Source organism: Oceaniserpentilla sp. 4NH20-0058 (genome assembly GCF_040371755.1).
Lineage (GTDB): Bacteria > Pseudomonadota > Gammaproteobacteria > Pseudomonadales > Oceanobacteraceae > Bermanella.
Window position 1 is genome coordinate 1 of sequence record NZ_BAABWE010000010.1, and the last position, 16,722, is coordinate 16,722.

General features: G+C 41.4%; 19 protein-coding genes. 7 read left to right on the forward strand and 12 right to left on the reverse strand.

The window, feature by feature from the left end; all coding sequences use genetic code 11:
* Positions 1-192 precede the first annotated feature (192 nt).
* Genes ABWV45_RS12940 through ABWV45_RS12980 form a run of 9 tightly spaced genes read right to left on the reverse strand, consistent with a single transcriptional unit; the run spans position 193 to position 7,631 of the window.
* A complete protein-coding gene (locus ABWV45_RS12940) occupies positions 193-1,905 on the reverse strand; it encodes a Na(+)/H(+) antiporter subunit D (RefSeq protein ID WP_353352132.1) in 1,713 nt (570 codons plus the stop codon).
* Positions 1,898-2,152, reverse strand: coding sequence for a hypothetical protein (locus ABWV45_RS12945; RefSeq protein WP_353352133.1), 255 nt, complete (start codon positions 2,150-2,152; stop codon positions 1,898-1,900). Before ABWV45_RS12945 ends, ABWV45_RS12940 begins: the two co-directional genes overlap by 8 nt.
* Positions 2,152-3,663 (reverse strand): monovalent cation/H+ antiporter subunit D family protein, encoded by a 1,512-nt coding sequence (locus ABWV45_RS12950; RefSeq protein ID WP_353352134.1) that lies wholly within the window; start codon positions 3,661-3,663, stop codon positions 2,152-2,154. The genes ABWV45_RS12945 and ABWV45_RS12950 overlap by 1 nt, the downstream gene beginning before the upstream one ends.
* Positions 3,660-5,207 (reverse strand): monovalent cation/H+ antiporter subunit D family protein, encoded by a 1,548-nt coding sequence (locus ABWV45_RS12955; protein ID WP_353352135.1) that lies wholly within the window; start codon positions 5,205-5,207, stop codon positions 3,660-3,662. Before ABWV45_RS12955 ends, ABWV45_RS12950 begins: the two co-directional genes overlap by 4 nt.
* Positions 5,207-5,563 (reverse strand): cation:proton antiporter subunit C, encoded by a 357-nt coding sequence (locus ABWV45_RS12960; RefSeq protein ID WP_353352136.1) that lies wholly within the window; start codon positions 5,561-5,563, stop codon positions 5,207-5,209. The genes ABWV45_RS12955 and ABWV45_RS12960 overlap by 1 nt, the downstream gene beginning before the upstream one ends.
* Positions 5,560-6,540: a DUF4040 domain-containing protein gene (locus ABWV45_RS12965; protein WP_353352137.1), complete on the reverse strand. Its 981-nt coding sequence runs from the start codon at positions 6,538-6,540 to the stop codon at positions 5,560-5,562. The genes ABWV45_RS12960 and ABWV45_RS12965 overlap by 4 nt, the downstream gene beginning before the upstream one ends.
* Positions 6,533-6,868, reverse strand: a complete 336-nt coding sequence (gene mnhG / locus ABWV45_RS12970) for a monovalent cation/H(+) antiporter subunit G (RefSeq protein WP_353352138.1) — start codon at positions 6,866-6,868, stop codon at positions 6,533-6,535. The genes ABWV45_RS12965 and mnhG overlap by 8 nt, the downstream gene beginning before the upstream one ends.
* Before the next feature lie 23 nt (positions 6,869-6,891).
* Complete coding sequence (locus ABWV45_RS12975; RefSeq protein ID WP_353352139.1) at positions 6,892-7,158, reverse strand: MrpF/PhaF family protein; 267 nt, start codon at positions 7,156-7,158, stop codon at positions 6,892-6,894.
* On the reverse strand, positions 7,155-7,631 hold the full coding sequence (locus ABWV45_RS12980; protein WP_353352140.1) for a Na+/H+ antiporter subunit E: 477 nt from the start codon (positions 7,629-7,631) through the stop codon (positions 7,155-7,157). Before ABWV45_RS12980 ends, ABWV45_RS12975 begins: the two co-directional genes overlap by 4 nt.
* 607 nt (positions 7,632-8,238) lie before the next feature.
* Here ABWV45_RS12980 and queC point away from each other — a divergent pair.
* Genes queC through ABWV45_RS13005 form a run of 5 tightly spaced genes read left to right on the forward strand, consistent with a single transcriptional unit; the run spans position 8,239 to position 11,261 of the window.
* Positions 8,239-8,898, forward strand: a complete 660-nt coding sequence (gene queC / locus ABWV45_RS12985) for a 7-cyano-7-deazaguanine synthase QueC (protein WP_353352141.1) — start codon at positions 8,239-8,241, stop codon at positions 8,896-8,898.
* Positions 8,899-9,561, forward strand: a complete 663-nt coding sequence (gene queE / locus ABWV45_RS12990) for a 7-carboxy-7-deazaguanine synthase (RefSeq protein ID WP_353352142.1) — start codon at positions 8,899-8,901, stop codon at positions 9,559-9,561.
* A 55-nt stretch (positions 9,562-9,616) separates the two neighbouring features.
* On the forward strand, positions 9,617-10,414 hold the full coding sequence (locus ABWV45_RS12995) for a crotonase/enoyl-CoA hydratase family protein (RefSeq protein WP_353352143.1): 798 nt from the start codon (positions 9,617-9,619) through the stop codon (positions 10,412-10,414).
* On the forward strand, positions 10,414-10,782 hold the full coding sequence (locus tag ABWV45_RS13000; RefSeq protein ID WP_353352144.1) for a hypothetical protein: 369 nt from the start codon (positions 10,414-10,416) through the stop codon (positions 10,780-10,782). Before ABWV45_RS12995 ends, ABWV45_RS13000 begins: the two co-directional genes overlap by 1 nt.
* A gap of 2 nt (positions 10,783-10,784) precedes the next feature.
* Positions 10,785-11,261, forward strand: coding sequence for a cupin domain-containing protein (locus ABWV45_RS13005; protein ID WP_353352145.1), 477 nt, complete (start codon positions 10,785-10,787; stop codon positions 11,259-11,261).
* A gap of 1 nt (position 11,262) precedes the next feature.
* On the opposite strand, the gene pdxH is transcribed toward ABWV45_RS13005, so the two are convergent.
* Together pdxH and ABWV45_RS13015 are read right to left on the reverse strand one after the other, a co-directional pair.
* The gene (gene pdxH, locus ABWV45_RS13010; protein ID WP_353352146.1) at positions 11,263-11,907 is read right to left on the reverse strand and encodes a pyridoxamine 5'-phosphate oxidase; all 645 of its coding nucleotides are present in this window, start codon (positions 11,905-11,907) and stop codon (positions 11,263-11,265) included.
* A 45-nt stretch (positions 11,908-11,952) separates the two neighbouring features.
* Positions 11,953-13,977, reverse strand: coding sequence for a methyl-accepting chemotaxis protein (locus tag ABWV45_RS13015; protein WP_353352147.1), 2,025 nt, complete (start codon positions 13,975-13,977; stop codon positions 11,953-11,955).
* Between the two features lie 108 nt (positions 13,978-14,085).
* Here ABWV45_RS13015 and ABWV45_RS13020 point away from each other — a divergent pair, with 108 nt between their 5' ends.
* Both ABWV45_RS13020 and ABWV45_RS13025 read left to right on the forward strand, forming a co-directional pair.
* Positions 14,086-14,901: a TatD family hydrolase gene (locus ABWV45_RS13020; RefSeq protein ID WP_353352148.1), complete on the forward strand. Its 816-nt coding sequence runs from the start codon at positions 14,086-14,088 to the stop codon at positions 14,899-14,901.
* Positions 14,901-15,788 carry a D-hexose-6-phosphate mutarotase gene (locus tag ABWV45_RS13025; protein ID WP_353352149.1) on the forward strand — a complete coding sequence of 296 codons (888 nt, stop codon included), beginning with the start codon at positions 14,901-14,903 and terminating at the stop codon, positions 15,786-15,788. The genes ABWV45_RS13020 and ABWV45_RS13025 overlap by 1 nt, the downstream gene beginning before the upstream one ends.
* Here the strand turns inward: ABWV45_RS13025 and ABWV45_RS13030 are convergent.
* Complete coding sequence (locus tag ABWV45_RS13030; protein ID WP_353352150.1) at positions 15,785-16,612, reverse strand: SDR family NAD(P)-dependent oxidoreductase; 828 nt, start codon at positions 16,610-16,612, stop codon at positions 15,785-15,787. The genes ABWV45_RS13025 and ABWV45_RS13030 overlap by 4 nt on opposite strands.
* Positions 16,613-16,722: the final 110 nt, after the last annotated feature.

Below are 16,722 nucleotides of genomic sequence, written 5' to 3' on the forward strand. Positions count from 1 at the left end.
ACTTATAAATAATTTACAAAGTAGCGGAATCATCGTTATGACTGCGTAAAGAAGAGGTTGAAATTACTCTTGAGGCTTGACTGATCTTTAATCCACTTTGGATTCTTTTGAGGAGACCTTATAAAGAAATACGCCCAAGCAAGGCTCGGGCGTATTTCTTTGAGTTAGGGCATGATTATACAACTTGTTAAGTTAAATATAATAAACCACTAAATAACCGGATAACAATACTGCTACCCAAACCACCATGGTTTCGATCGGCCACAAGCGAGCAAAATACCCTTTTGGCTGATCTTGCTCTGTATCATAAGAATGCTGAATGATGCGTTTAATAACTGCAATGATGGCATTTTCAAACTGTCCATAAGTAGCATATACCGCACTAGCAATACGCTTCACGAAAGTTGGTATCAATTTTCTGTAGAACCAATCAACGTCCAAGTTTGTTGAAGGTAACTCCGGTGGGTATAGGTTCCGTAAGTTCAACCATACAAATGCTAGAGCAGAGAAGAACAGCAATTGAAGCTGTGTTAATACATGAGTCAAATCATATGGATGATAATCAGCTTCCCATGGCAACAAAGCATAAACTGTTTGGGCTGGGAATGTGCCGATCACCACACACAGTACCGCTGCAATTGTCATAGCAATTAGCATATTGCGTGGTGGCTCTGTTGTACGAATACCTGAATCATGAGCAAAGAATGCAAAGTAAGGGATTTTGATACCTGCATGATGGAATACACCAGCAGCAGCAAACAATAAGAGTAACCACACTACATCGTATCCCTCAGCAACAGCTGCACTCATAATCATAGATTTGGATACAAAACCGCTGAATAATGGGAAGGCTGATATAGACGCTGCACCTACAATACATAGAATGGTTGTTTTAGGCATACTCTTATACAGGCCACCCAATTCAGAACCATTGATTTTGCCCGTCATGTGTAAAACAGCACCCATGGTCATCATCAATAACCCTTTAAAGATCACATCGTTAAATGCGTGAGCCACTGCACCATTAAGAGCTAATGCGGTTCCGATACCAATACCTACAATCATAAAACCTATTTGGTTAATCAAACTGTAAGCCAATACACGGCGCAGGTCGTTTTCGATTACAGCAAAAAAGATTGGGAAGCACGCCATAGTGATACCAATCCAAACTAAAATTTCTTCACCCGCAAATCCGCGAGCAAAACAATATACAGCTACCTTGGTGGTAAACGATGCTAAAAAGATAGTGCCCGTAGGTGTGGCTTCTGGATATGAATCCGTTAACCAATTATGCATAAACGGGAAGGCGCATTTAATACCAAATGCTAAGAAGATTAGCCAAGCGCCCACCTCAGCAATACCTTCATGTTCTAATCCTATCTCATTAAACAGTAAGCTTCCGTTTACTTGGGCAAATATTAATAATCCCGCCAGCAATAAAACACCTGACAATACTTGAAAAATTAAATAGCGTACCCCAGAAGAATAAGCGCGATCTGTTCTACGCGCCCAAACCAAAAATACCGAGGTTAAAGCTAACAACTCCCAAAATATAAACAATGTTAATAAATCACCCGCAAACACAGCACCCACTGCACTTGCCGCATAAGCAAGACCCGCCACGTGTTGAACCGTATCTTTTACATGCAACGCATATATGACAGCAATTAAAGACGCTATATGGAAAAGGTAACCGAACATCATGCTGAGCTTGTCGATACGTACCGGCTCTAGTGCATAACCCATAAATTCCATGGACCAAAACACGCCGTGCTCTAAGCCCATTAAGTTCAATCCACCCACCACAGGTGCAGCCAGCATAATAATATTGCGAGTCCAACCACGTAAAAATAACGCGGCTATCGCCCCCAACATCAAGGGAAGAAATGGAATGACGCTACTCATCGTAATAATCCTCGCCACGCATCAAAAACGTACGCATCCACTTCGCGATGAATACTAAGATGGAACAACCTACAAAACCGTAAACTGCATAAAACGCAGGGATATTCTCCCAGCTATGATAAATGTGGCGATGGACAATGAAATCTGCGATTACAAGCAAAACACACATAACATAAAACACTTTGAGCATTTTACTGATGTTTTCTGGTTTATCGAACCAGCCATCCGAGTCGTGATGATCAGACATTAGCCTTCCCCCATATTAGTAGATACACCTGGGATCAAATTGATTAGCTCGATTAACGGCTGAGGATAGAAAAATAAAACTAGACAACCGATGGATGTCAAACTCAATGCAAACAACATAGGCAGTGGCGCCTCTTTAGCTTCACTCCAAGACCATGGCTTGCCATCTTGAGGCTGGCCTTTGAAGAAAGCCTTAATCGGAATAGGAAGTAGATAAGCAATATTTAATAAAGAACTAATCATAAGTACCGCCACAATGATAAGCTTATCGGCTTCCAAAGCCCCCATGGCTAGATACCATTTACTCCAAGTTCCAGCCATTGGAGGTAACCCTATAATGCTAATTGCGCCAATTGCGAAGGCAGCCATTGTGATCGGCATTTGCCTCCCCAAACCCTCCATATCACTGATATTCTTTTTGTGGCTAGCAACCATTATGGCTCCCGCACAAAAGAATAATGTGATTTTACCAACTGCATGAGTCGCAATATGCATCGCTGCACCTGCAGACGCAATCGACGATGCGAGTAACGCCCCAACAACAATATAACTAAGCTGGCTAATCGTAGAGTAAGCCAGACGCGCTTTAAGGTTATCTTTAGTCATAGCAATACAAGATGAAAGCAGAATAGTCGCGGCACCTATGTATAACATGATATCCGTGGTGGCTAATTCTTTTAGTTGATCCAAGCCAAATATATAAATGACTATTTTTAAAATGCTAAACACACCGGCCTTCACAACCGCAACAGCATGCAACAAAGCACTTACTGGCGTGGGAGCAACCATGGCGGCTGGTAACCAACGATGGAACGGCATAAGGGCCGCTTTACCAATGCCGTAGCAGAATAAAACCAGTAGGACACTTAAAATCACTTTGCTATGAGAATCATCAAAAATACCACCTGCACGAAAATCCAACGTACCGGTTAATCCATAAGTAGCCAATATGGCGAACAGTAAAAAAGCTACAGAAGTCCCAAGCAATATACCCAAATAAATTCGACCACCTTTTTTTGCAGCGTCATTTCCGGCATGTGTTACTAATGGATAAGTAGAAAGGGTTAACACTTCATAGAAAATGAATAACGTTAGTAGATCTGCAGAAAAACAAATGGCCATAACCGAACTAATGGCCAATGCAAAACAACAAAAGAATCGAGTTTGATTAACTTCGTGATGACCTCGCATATAGCCAATCGCATATATACTAGTCACAATCCATAAAAAGCTGGCCACAAGTGCAAAAAGAACACCTAAAGACTCTACATAGAAGTTAATTCCTAAGCCGGGGAACAACTCAATAACCTCTAAGCTGAGCTCTACGCCTTTATAAAGGTAATCGGTAATCGACAATACAATAGAAAATAAAATAGCAGCCGTTATGAGTGTAACGGTTTCTCTTACATTTGGGTATTTACCTGTAGCTACGACTAACAAAGCACCAATAAATGGGATAATAATAGACAGCGTGATTAACTGTGATGGATCTATACCTTGCCAAAGGTTCATGGTGATACCTCTTGCGTACTTGTCACACCAATTCCATGTAACGACTCTATTAACACAGCAATATCTGACGTATTTTGGAACAGTAACTCAGACGCACTGCCAGCCGCTTCAGTGGTTAAACTGGTATCAATACCAAAATAGATGTTGGCTAATACCAATATCCACATAGGTATTAACATTAATAAAGGTGCTTCTTTTATGTCTTTATTCGACTGGTCAGCCTCTTGAAAATAAGCAGCTTCCAAAATACGACCAATATACACCACCGCCAATAAAGAGCCTGCTAATACTAACGCAGCTATCACCCAATGATTTTGCTCAAGAGCCGCCATCACCAAGTACCACTTACTAATGAACCCCACTGTTAAAGGAACACCGATAATACTCAGACCTGCAATTGTAAAGGCAGCCATGGTAAGGGGCATTTGCTTGCCCAAACCTCTGAACGCTTTGATATCCACCGATCCCATGCGATAAAAGACCGCGCCAACCGCCATGAATAACGCACCTTTCATCAATGCATGATTAAAGATATGAATTAACCCAGCCATTAAGCCTGTTACATTCATTAAGCTAATACCTAAAATCATATAACCAATTTGGGCGACACTACTATGGGCCAACACCGACTTAATATTGCTCTGCACTGTTGCCATGTACGACCCCTTAAAGATCGCCACAATAGCCAACACCATTAAGATGGTGCCCATACCCATTTCATTGAACACGTGGTCGGCACCAAAAATGGTGAAGATAAACCGAATCATCACATAAACAGCGACTTTGGTTGCTGTACTGGCTAGAAATGCTGAAACCGCAGATGGCGCATGGGTATACGCTGGGGGCAACCACATATGCAAAGGAAACAACGCCAACTTAATACTGACACCTACCATAATGAACGCTAAACCCGTATTAATAGTACGGCTGCTTTCATAAAAGTGAATACGCTCTGCGAGATCAAGCATATTCAGCGTGCCCGTCTTCATATAAAGCATGCCGACACCAATCAAAATAAAGGTGGCGCCAATAGTACCCATCACTAAGTATCTAAACGCGGCCGTCAAGCAACGCCTATCAGGGGCCAAACTCACTAAGGTGTAAGTGGCTAAAGAGGAGATTTCTAAAAAGACGAATAAATTAAATGCATCACCTGTCACCAGAATCCCAGAAAGACCAGCCAAACATAATAAGTGTGCCGTGTAATAAAGGGAGTGTTTTGACTCGTGAATCTCTTTTTCGATACTCAATTTCGAGTACAGTAATACTAAGGTAGATATTGCCGAAACAACCAGCAATACGAACGCATTGGCAGCGTCTATGCGTAATTCAATTCCCCAAGGTGGCTCCCATCCCCCAACAGCGTAACTTAAAACACCGTCCGATAACGTTGCAATAAGTAATTGGCAAGCCACAAAAAAGGCCCAACCACTGACAAAAGTAGCGAACCCCCACGATAAAATGGAACGACCTAAAATCAGCGCAATAGGCGCCGCTATTAATGGTAATAAAATAGGAAATGCAGTCAGATGTAGATCAAGCATTATATTGCATCATCCTTGTTTTCAAATTCATTTTCTTCTACGGTTCCATAGGCGCGTTTAATTCGAACAACTAATGATAGACCCACCGCAGTGGTTGCCACTCCAACCACTATTGCGGTAAGAATCAAAACATGGGGTAAAGGATTCGAGTACTGTGTAATACCCTCTGCAACAATAGGAGCACTACCACCACTAACCTTACCCATTGATATATACAGCATAAAAACAGAGGTCTGAAAGATATTCAGGCCAACAATCTTTTTAACAAGATTATTAGCTGAAATAACAATATAAAATCCTGACATCATCAAAAAGACGACTATCCAGTAGTTGTAATAATCAAGAATGAAATTCACTGGACGTTAGACCTCTCTGCCTGACTGCCAAAGGCATAGAAAATACTCAGCATGACCGCAAAAACGGTAATTCCGACACCTAGCTCGATAATGATAATGCCATAATGCTGGCCACTTAGAGGGTTCGCCGCAAGCATGTTGTAATCAAGGAAATTACCGCCCTTATACATGCTAAACAAACCAACGCTGGCGTATAACAACACACCAAATGACGCCATCCATTGAAGGACCTTAGGCTCCACCACTGCAAACGCTTTAGGCAATCCAAACACCAGTGCATACAAAATAAATGCAGCCGCAGCAATAACCCCAGCTTGGAATCCCCCGCCTGGGCCAAAATCACCATGAAATTGCACATAAAGCGCAAACAATATGATTAACGGAATAATCAGCTTAGCAACCACGTGCAGCACTTGATGAGAGACTAAACCAGATTCAGGGGTATCGCCCTCCTCACGTCGTACCACACCTAATAATGATAAAACCCCAACCATGGCAGAAAACACCACAACGGTTTCCCCTAACGTATCAAAACCACGATAACTGGCTAAAACAGATGTCACCATATTAGGCAACCCCACCTCTGTAGGAGACTGCTCGATATACCTAGGCGCAACATGCTCATGAACTGGATTATCAGCATGCCCAAATGGAGGCATATCTAATGTTCCATATATAAGTGCACCGCCCGTCACTAAAACGACAAACAAAGGTAAGATAGAGGAATGTGGACTCTTTTTCTCTGTACGACCAGTTAAAGCCAATGTCCCAAGCATTAATACTGTAGAGATACCCGCTCCAACGGATGCCTCGGTAAACGCAACATCCACGGCGTCCAAGTTCACAAAAATAAGAGCAGATAAGAAACTATAAATACCAAACAGCATCACTACAGCAAACAAATCTTTTAGAAATATGACTCTTAATGCTGTGATCGCCAACATGGCTAAAAGCACCAAATCAATGAATTCAGCCATTTGTGCTTTTCCCCTGTGGTTTTCCCTTTGATTCAGCCAAAGCCAGCAAACCACTGTGACGAGCTGATTTAGCCAAGGCATGAGAAGCCGTAGGACTGGTTATCATTAAGAAGATAAGAATAAACATTAATTTAGCAGTATTAAGATCGAAGGAAGTCTGTAATAACAAGCCCCCAACAATCAATAATGCAGATATGGAATCCGTAACACTGGCAGCATGTACACGGGTAAAAAAGTCAGGGAATTTAAACAACCCTATAGCCCCGCTTAAGCCAAAAAAAGCTCCAGCTAAAAGCAGAATACTACTGATTATATCGATGATAAACATGTGCAACCATTCTTGTTTAAATGTTATTCAACAGGCGCGGAATATTCAAAAAATCTTAGTACTGCGACCATTCCGATAAAATTAATAAGCGCATAGACAATGGCGATATCCAAAAAGTCTGGACGCCCCATGAAAAAACCCACAGCGGCTATGAATAATACGGTTTTGGTGCCAAACATATTAACACCCAGAATGCGGTCATAAACCGTTGGCGCACTAATGGCTCTAGATAGAGCCATTGCCATAACCACTAATATAGCTACACAGGTAGCTGCCAAAATCCCTGTCATTTGTGTTCGCCTGTCAATTCTTTCACTTTGTGCTCCATATTACCCTCTGCAAGTTTACTAATAGAAGGGGCCTGTAAAGCATGCACCGTCACATGATGGTCATCCAAGTCCACACTCAGTGTACCTGGCGTTAGTGTAATTGAATTCGCATATAAAACCCGATGATCTTTAGGGATATCATCAACAGAGATTTTAGCCAAGGCAGGGGAAGCACTTCCTGATTTGCGCCAGATTAACTGGGTAACATGAATACTTGATGAAACAATTTGCCCGATAAGCCAAAAAACATAACGAAAAAACGAAAAGTTAAAATTGATCCCTCTTGGATCTTCATCAACTGCATCCATTCTATTCAAAACCAACATAACCGTTAAAACAGAAACGGCTCCAAAAAAGAGTAACAAAGGCTCAAGATACCCAGATAACAATATCCAGAAAACACCCAGCAATACAGTCCACTTAGCTATATGCATAAATCCAATCTACTTGTTTCATATTATTTAATTAAAGTATAAAAAATGCACTTTATCTAACTGTAGCATGAATAGACAACTTACAAGAATCAGACTACGGTATATTATTACCCATACATCAATGTACCTGCATCAATCAAAAATCATATCTCATTATAATTCATGATATTTTACCAGCACATTAAACCAATTCGCCCTTAGGGATTGTCATTAATAAAAAGTCAAATCCGGCCAACACAACGCATAAGATAAAAATATCTGCACTAAATTAGGCGGGCTCAATTTAACAGCAATTTTGTTTTAATAAAACCAATTCAATTTATTAAAAACTGTTTATGAATCAATATTTTGACATACTTTGCCTAAAAAAATTACTACAAAAATTATAAGGGTATAGTATTCAACAACACATACAAAAACGGTGCAATAATATGTTTGCCGCACCAAAACTTAACAATTCAACTGCCCTTTCTATCACTCTTACGCCAGCATAAATTAAGTTTGTAATTAACCTAATACCCCTTTGTTGGCACCACATGCCCACATTTAAACAACTGATTTAACAATGCCTATTTGCTATACTGCCCAAAGATATTCAGGGGGCCCTATGAGCAAACCAAAAGCAGTTGTCATCTACAGTGGTGGCATGGACTCATTTACATTACTAAATCGTGTGATTAACGAAAATTACGATGTCTATGCATTAACGTTTAACTATGGACAAAAGCACGTCAAAGAAGTGGAGGTAGCCTCAACGGTTTGCCAAACACTCGGTGTTGCTCATAAGATTTTAGACATATCCCCCATTAACCAACTTATGCAAAGCTCTTCATTAGTCGGCAACATTGAAGTCCCTGAAGGACATTATGAAGATGACAATATGAAAAGTACGGTAGTACCAAATCGAAACATGATTTTGCTATCGTTAGCCATCGGCTACGCTGTGGATATAGAAGCCAGTAAAGTTTATTACGGTGCCCACGCTGGAGATCACGCTATCTACCCTGATTGCCGCCCTGAGTTTGTAAACGCCATGAATGATGTGGCTAAAATTGCCAACTACGAACCCATTAGCATCGAAACCCCATATTTAAATTCATCCAAAGGTGAAATATTAAAAGATGGTTTAACCATGAACTTATCTTATGAACATACATGGACATGTTATAACGGGCGAGCAAAAGCCTGTGGTAAGTGCGGTGCATGTGTTGAACGCCTTGAAGCCTTCTCAGAAAACCAAGTAACCGACCCAATTGAATACGAATAAATGAGCGCACCCACCTTTAAAGTCAAAGAAGCCTTTTACACACTCCAAGGTGAAGGCGCCCGAGCGGGTCGTGCTTCTGTCTTTATTCGTTTTAGCAAATGTAATTTGTGGAATGGTAAAGAAAGCGGGCGCGCTGCAGCGGTTTGTCAATTTTGTGATACCGATATCATCGGTACTGATGGCGAAAACGGCGGTATTTATAGCCAAGCAGAGCTACTCCAACTGGCCCTTGATCTTTGGCCTAACGTCAAACAAGGTAAACCCTATGTGGTATTCACTGGTGGAGAACCCGCATTACAACTGACTGAAAACCTAGTCTCTCTATTTCAACAGCACGGTTTTGAATGCGCAGTTGAAAGTAACGGCACCCTACCCTTACCTGCTAACTTAAACTGGGTCTGCATTAGTCCAAAAGGGCGCAGCGAAATCGTCATATCATCCTGTAACGAGTTAAAGCTGGTATACCCTCAACCAGATCTCACCCCTGAAAACGTCAGCCATATTCAAGCAGAGCATTATTTTTTATCGCCAATGGCCGACTACGGCATAGAAAATAGTGGCTTAATTATTCGTGAAAATATGCAAAGTGCCACGCAATATTGTTTGGACAACCCTAAGTGGCGCATGTCATTACAAACCCATAAATTGCTAGGTATCAATTAACCTTGCAAATGACTGCAGGGATCGACATGATATTTCAAAAAGAGTAAGAACTATCATGTCTCACATTTTGCTTACCATTGAAAACCACATTGCCACCCTAGTATTAAACCAACCCAGACTGCGCAACCCTATTTCAGACATTGAAGTAGTGGATGAGTTTGTCCATGTACTAGCACAATTAAGCCAAGACGATGACATTCGCTGTTTAATCATTACCGGAGCAGGTAGCGCCTTTTCCAGTGGAGGCAATATTAAAGACATGCAAAATAAAGAAGGCATGTTTGCAGGACAAGCCAATGATATTCGTGAAAACTACGCAAAAGTCATTCAGCGTATCCCCTTGGCTTTGTATCAACTCGATATTCCCACCATAGCGGCGGTTAACGGCCCAGCTGTCGGTGCGGGATGCGATTTAGCCATGTACTGTGATATGCGCATTGCCAGTACTCAAGCTACATTTGCTGAAAGCTTCATTAAAGTTGGGCTTATTCCCGGAGACGGCGGCGCTTGGATACTTCCCAAAATAGCAGGATATGGTCGAGCGGCTGAAATGGCATTCACCGGAGAAGCCATCAGTGCTCAACAAGCTTATGAATGGGGCATGTTAAATCACATTGTCGAACCAGAAGAACTGATCAATGCCGCAACGGCCCTAGCTCAGCGTATTGTAGCTAACCCTCCTCAAGCACTTAAAGGGACAAAACAATTACTAAGAGCTAGCCATCAGATGCCTTTAGACACACTTTTACAACTTAGTGCGGCCATTCAAGCCAATTTACACCAAACAGAAGACCATATTGAGGCGGTATCTGCTTTAATTGAAAGAAGAGCCCCTAAATTTACAGGAAAATAATGCCCCACTTCACTCAAGCCGCCTTAGTTATTATCTGCCTCACGCTTGGAGGGTGCGATGCTGGTTTGGGTCAAAGCGACATGAAAGGGGTATTTGAAACCGATCATGGTGAATGCGTCAAACAAGGAGATGTAGGCCTTAAAATCCATAAAAGCACCATTCATATAGACTTTTACTGTTTTTTAGAAAAGTGCAACGACATGGAAGGCACCATAGAAAAAGGTGGACACTTTTACCTCTCGGATAAAAAAGGCCATTTCATTCAAGGCCAAATATTACCCAGCAAAGCCATAGGCTCTTGGTATACAACCATCAATCAACAGAAATGCTCGGGCACTTGGTTTGCCCTTAGAAACAAAGAACAATAATCATGCACAACAGCCAACACTGGATTCAAACACTACAGCTTGAACCCCACCCTGAAGGTGGATTTTATCGCCGAATATACCAATCAACTCAAACAGTACAAACAGCATCAGGTAAACGCCCTTGCGCTACCGCCATCCATTACTTATTAGAAAGCCACGATTTTTCAGCTTGGCACAAAATAAAAAGTGATGAAACGTGGTTTCATCATGCAGGTGCTCCGATCATTATTCGTACACTGGATAGTAAAGGCGTCTTAAATGAGTATGTTCTAGGGCAGCACATGTTAAGTTTAACGGTAAATGCTGATACGTGGTTTTGCGCTCAAATACACACTGATGATGAAAACACCTATACACTTTGCAGTTGCATGGTCAGCCCAGGGTTTGACTTTGCCGATTTTGAAATGGGTACTGCCGCTAACTTGATCAAACAATACCCTGAGCACAAAAACATACTCTCACAATTGTGCCGGAAGTAGCCTATGGCTGTATTCGGGCTAAATCCCACGATTGGTTTTCATCCAAAATGTAAATAAAACGATCATGTAAACGGTTTTCACGGCCCTGCCAAAATTCAATAGTTAGCGGCTTCACTTTATACCCGCCCCAAAAATCAGGCAGAGGGATATCCCCTTTGGAAAACTTATTTTTCATTTGAGAAAATGCTTGTTCTAATAGCTTACGAGTTGCAATGGTTTTGCTTTGATGGCTCGCCCAAGCTGCCAGCTGGCTGTCTCTTGGCCGAGAAAGAAAATACTGAGCATTTTCTGCGACGCTTAATTTATGCGCCTCTCCCCTGATAATCACTTGGCGCTCTAATCCCAGCCAAGCAAAGTGCAAACTGATTTTATTATTATGCTCTAGCTGTAATGCTTTATTGCTTTTTAAATTAGTAAAAAACGTAAAGCCTGTTTCGTCATAGTTTTTTAATAATACGATTCGCTGGCTAGGCATACCCGATTGATCTACAGTTGCCACATTCATAGCAGTTGGATCTGTAAATAATTTGGAGTCTATTGCCTGCCCTAACCATATTTTAAATTGCTCTATAGGGCTAGATGCTAGGTCTGCTTGATGAAGTTCATCCGCGCCATATTGGCGACGGATATCTGCAATATTATCCATGAGTACACCTGCTAAATGTTTTTAACAGTATACCGTTTTAGCGTATTAAACCTGAAACTTTTTCACTGTTTCATCCAGTTCTAGACTGCCATTGCCAACCTTGGCTGCTACAGACGCCACATTATTTGCACGATCAACTAAGTTTGACGAAGCACTATCAACTTCTTGGATATGTTGTGCTATCTCTTCTGCTGCTCCCGCTTGCTGGTCTCCAGCTGATGCTACTTGCATAATTAAATCATTCACATTATTCACAGAATGCTCAATAGCCGATAACGCCTCACCGGTTTTTATTGCCTCAGACTCACCAATATCGGCTTTTTCACACGCTTGATTCATGGCAGATACCGCTTGCTCTGCCACCGACTGCAAGTTTGAAATGGTACTTTCAATTTCATTAGTGGATTCTTGAGTACGGTTTGCAAGGGTGCGAACTTCATCTGCTACTACGGCAAAGCCTCGACCTTGCTCCCCTGCCCGTGCAGCTTCAATGGCCGCATTTAATGCCAATAAATTCGTCTGCTCTGCAATGGCTTTTATGACATCAATTACTGTACTGATGGAAGCCGCTTGTTGAGCAAGATCGCCAATTTCATCACCGGCTTTTCTGATGCTTTCTGCTAATTCACGAATCACTTTCGCTGACGCTTGAGAACGAACGGCCCCACCGTTGGCTTTCTCTTTTGCTGTATTTGTTTCTTGCGCTGCATTTTCACAATGAACCGCTACTTCCTTAGCGGTTGCAGCCAATTCTGTGGCAGCTGTTACGATTATTTCCACTTTTTGCTTTTGTGTCATGCCAAGACTATTTACATCTTTTGAGACACTTTGTAACTCAGATGAGGAACTGGTTAACGTTGAAGAATTTTGCCTAACTTGACCAACCACTTTGCGAATCTGTTGAAACGCTTGATTAAGCGACTGAATAGTCATACCCAGCTCATCTTTGCTATTGCTTACAAACTGCCCATTTAAATTCCCTTCCTCCAAAGAAGTGGCCATAGACTGGGTTATATGAACATTATGATCCACGGACTGTTTTAAAGCTGTAAATAAATAAACACCTAAAAGGATTAGTACAGTAAAAATACTAAAAATTGAAAATAAATGACTTTCTTCAGAGCTTAAATACAATTCAACTTGTTGATTGTAAGCTTGCAAAGCTGCGCTATAAAACTTGGCCATTGTTACAATGGCCGCTGTACCAGCTTGAAAGTATTCAGAACCTGAAATAGTTGGAGTACTTGGTTCCATAAGTTGTTTTTTACTAATTTCTTTAAACTTATCAACCGCACTTTTAGCTTGTGTAAAACTAACATTAAGCGTCTTAAATAATTCATTATCTTGGCGTTCAACCACTCTGTAGTGGTCTTCAGCCTTATGCCAGACTTGGTTAATTGCATCGTACAATGTGGTAACCGCTATAAACGACTGAGGATTAAACGTCCCCGCAGTGGCAACCCCAGCACCACGCCCTCTTAATTGGCCTAAATATTCCTGCACCGCTGGCACATCAAATACAACCATTTGCATAAGCATTAATGTATCCATGTGGGAGTCAAGCAACAGATGGGTTTCTCCAGCTATGCTATCAATTAGCTGTGTCACTGTGGCAATCCAAGCGCTATGACTTACAAAACTTTTCTCTGAACCTAACTGTGATAAGCGATCAAACTTTAGAGTTTGCCATGTGGACTTAATCTGATTAAAGCTTTGCATTACGCTATTATTTAACCCAAAACCCTCCAATGCCTGCTCGGCGCTGTTCATAGCACTATTCATTTCTTGCTCTAAAGATTTGATTGCTGCAACTCTCCCCTTGTTTCCAGCAAACCATTGCGCTGAGTTTCCTCTGTGCTTAGCTGCAATAATTCGAATGGGGTGCAATTTAGCCACTAACGCCATTCCTTGCAGCTGAAAGGTATTACGTTGAATTAACAATTGTTTATCTTCATAGATAACCAGACCACTGTATAAAAGCGGTAAAATCAAGATGGCTAAAATAACTTGGAATTTTCGAGCAAATGACAGGGAATTAAGTAAAGCTGTCCCTAGCTTAAATGGATTCATCGGGGGATCTCAATAGTGATTAATTCTCAGTATAGACAGCATTTCCCCCTTGGCAGGTGCTAACATACCCGTACAATAGCTTAATAAAGACTAATTTGATTGAGCCTTATGAGTAAACGAAATAAAAGAGAGATCCCAGTATTCGATACCCCAATCATCGAAACCCATTGTCACTTGGATTATCTAAAAGAAAACACACTTGATGATACGATTAAAAACGCTCAAAACGCTGGCATCGAACGTATCATTACCATTGCAGTGTCCCCTGAAAATCTAGATACGGTACTCGACCTTACTCAGCAATCATCAATGATTTGGGGCACTCAAGGGGTCCATCCTCATGATGCTGAGAAATACTCACCGGATACCGCAACAAAGATCCGACGTCAGGCAATGCAAGAGCGTATCGTCGCCATTGGTGAAATTGGTTTAGATTATTATTACGATAATGCAGATCGCGAAATCCAGCGCCAAGTATTTCATGATCAACTGCAAATTGCCGCCGACTTAGATTTACCTGTGGTTATTCATAGCCGTGATGCCGATGATGACACCATTGAAATTTTAAAACGCTTTGAAAGTACCCTTTCAAAAAAAGGGGTTATTCATAGCTTTACCTCTGGCCCCGAACTGGCCCAGTACGCCATTGATCAAGGGTTTTACTTAGGCTTTAACGGTATTTGTACATTCAATACAGCGGAAAATGTGCGGGATATTATTCGTATGACCCCCGTTGAACACATCATTTTAGAAACAGACGCCCCTTATTTAACACCTGTACCTTATCGCGGGAAAGAAAACGCTTCATGTTATTTGCCATTTGTTGCAGAAAAGGTAGCTGAGGTTAAAGAAATAGCCGTCAACAATATGCTATCTATCGTACGCCAAAACAGTATTAATTTATTTTTCCCTAAGGACGCATGATGCCACTTATTGAAAACAAATCGTTCAGCTCAATCATTAAACACGACGAATTAGATTGCCTACATATTAATCACCCTGATTTTTTTGCTGAGATTTGTTTACAAGGGGCACAGCTGACTCAATTTAAACACCGTTTGCAAGGAGACTTTCTGTGGCTAAGTCCCACCGTGCAATACAAACAAGGACAAAGCTTACGAGGTGGTGTGCCAATTTGCTGGCCTTGGTTTGGTATATTAGATAAAAATCCAAGTAGCGTGACTGATTGCGTAAATGGGCCGCAAGGCTCTCACGGTTTTGCCCGCAACCAGTGCTGGGAACTATCAAACATTACAGAAACCCAAGATAGCGTCATGATTGAATTGACACTAAAACATTCACAGCAAAGCTTAGCGGTTTGGCCATTTAAATTTGAGCTTACCTGTCGTTTTACATTTTCTGAAAAACTAACCATTGAGCTCATTACCCAAAACCTAGATGAGAAAGTATTTACCATTAGCCAAGCTTTGCATACTTACTTCCCTGTTGATGATATTTCAACGGTTAGCATTCACGGCGCAGACAGTCATAAATATGTAGATGCTTTAGATGACTGGCAAATAAAACACCAACAGCAGGCAATCCAGTTTAATCAAGAGGTAGACCGCATATACCTTGGTAACATTGAATACAAATTCAAGAGTGAGCATGAGTGCTTTGAGTTAAACAGCAATAGTCACTCTAGTGTGGTATGGAACCCATGGATCAATAAAAGCAAAACCTTAAGCCAGTTTCCTGATGATGCCTATCAATCCATGTTATGCATAGAAAACGCAAATGTTTTAGATGACGTGATTACTGTTAAACCCAATCAGACCCATACCTTAAGCATGACTCTTATTAAGCGTTAATTTTGTTTTTTACGTTTAAATAACCACTGAGTCAGCTTCATATAGCGTGCGCCCAGTAAGCGACACACAAAATGTACGATATGCGCATCCCAGCCCACCATGATGCGCGCTTTATTTTTTTTAACCCCTGCTAAAATAATTTGAGCCGCTTTTTCAGGGGTAGTATGGGCCACCTCATCAAATTGTTTGGCTAATTCCTCTGGGTCTTCCCCCTCTGGAATTCGAGCGTTACGAGCTATTTGTGTTGAAATCCCCCCTGGGTGAACGGCACTCACCATGACACTTGGACAAGTTAACGCCATTTCTTGACGCAAGCACTCCGTGTATCCTCGTACCGCAAATTTAGCTGCGTTATAAGTGCCTTGACCCGGTACTGAAACCATCCCAAATATGCTAGAAATATTAATAATATGTGCGTTAGGTGATTGCTTCATGTGTGGCAGAAATGCCTCACAACCGTTAACAACGCCCCAAAAATTAATATTCATTAACCAATTGAAATCATCACGGCTGACATCATCAAGCATCGCCGATAACGCCACACCGGCATTATTGAATAACAGATCAACTGCGCCAAATTCAGCAAAGACAACCTGAGCATAGTCAGTTACATCCTCTTGCTTGGATACATCGAGTACTTGTGTGTGAACGTTGGTCTCACGGGTAATGGCGTTAATTTGATCAACCGTAGCCGTTAAACCCTCAGCATTAATATCACTTAATGCAAGCTGACAACCTAACTTAGCCAGCTCAATTGATAGAGCCTGACCAATACCCGAGCCTGCTCCTGTAACCACAGCCACTTTGTTTACAAATGTTTCCATGGAGTACCTTTTATATTTATTGTTATCCACACATCATATTAAGTTTATACAAAACAAGCCAACTATTGATGTGATGGGTTATACTTAAATTATCCAAACAGTGAGTTGCA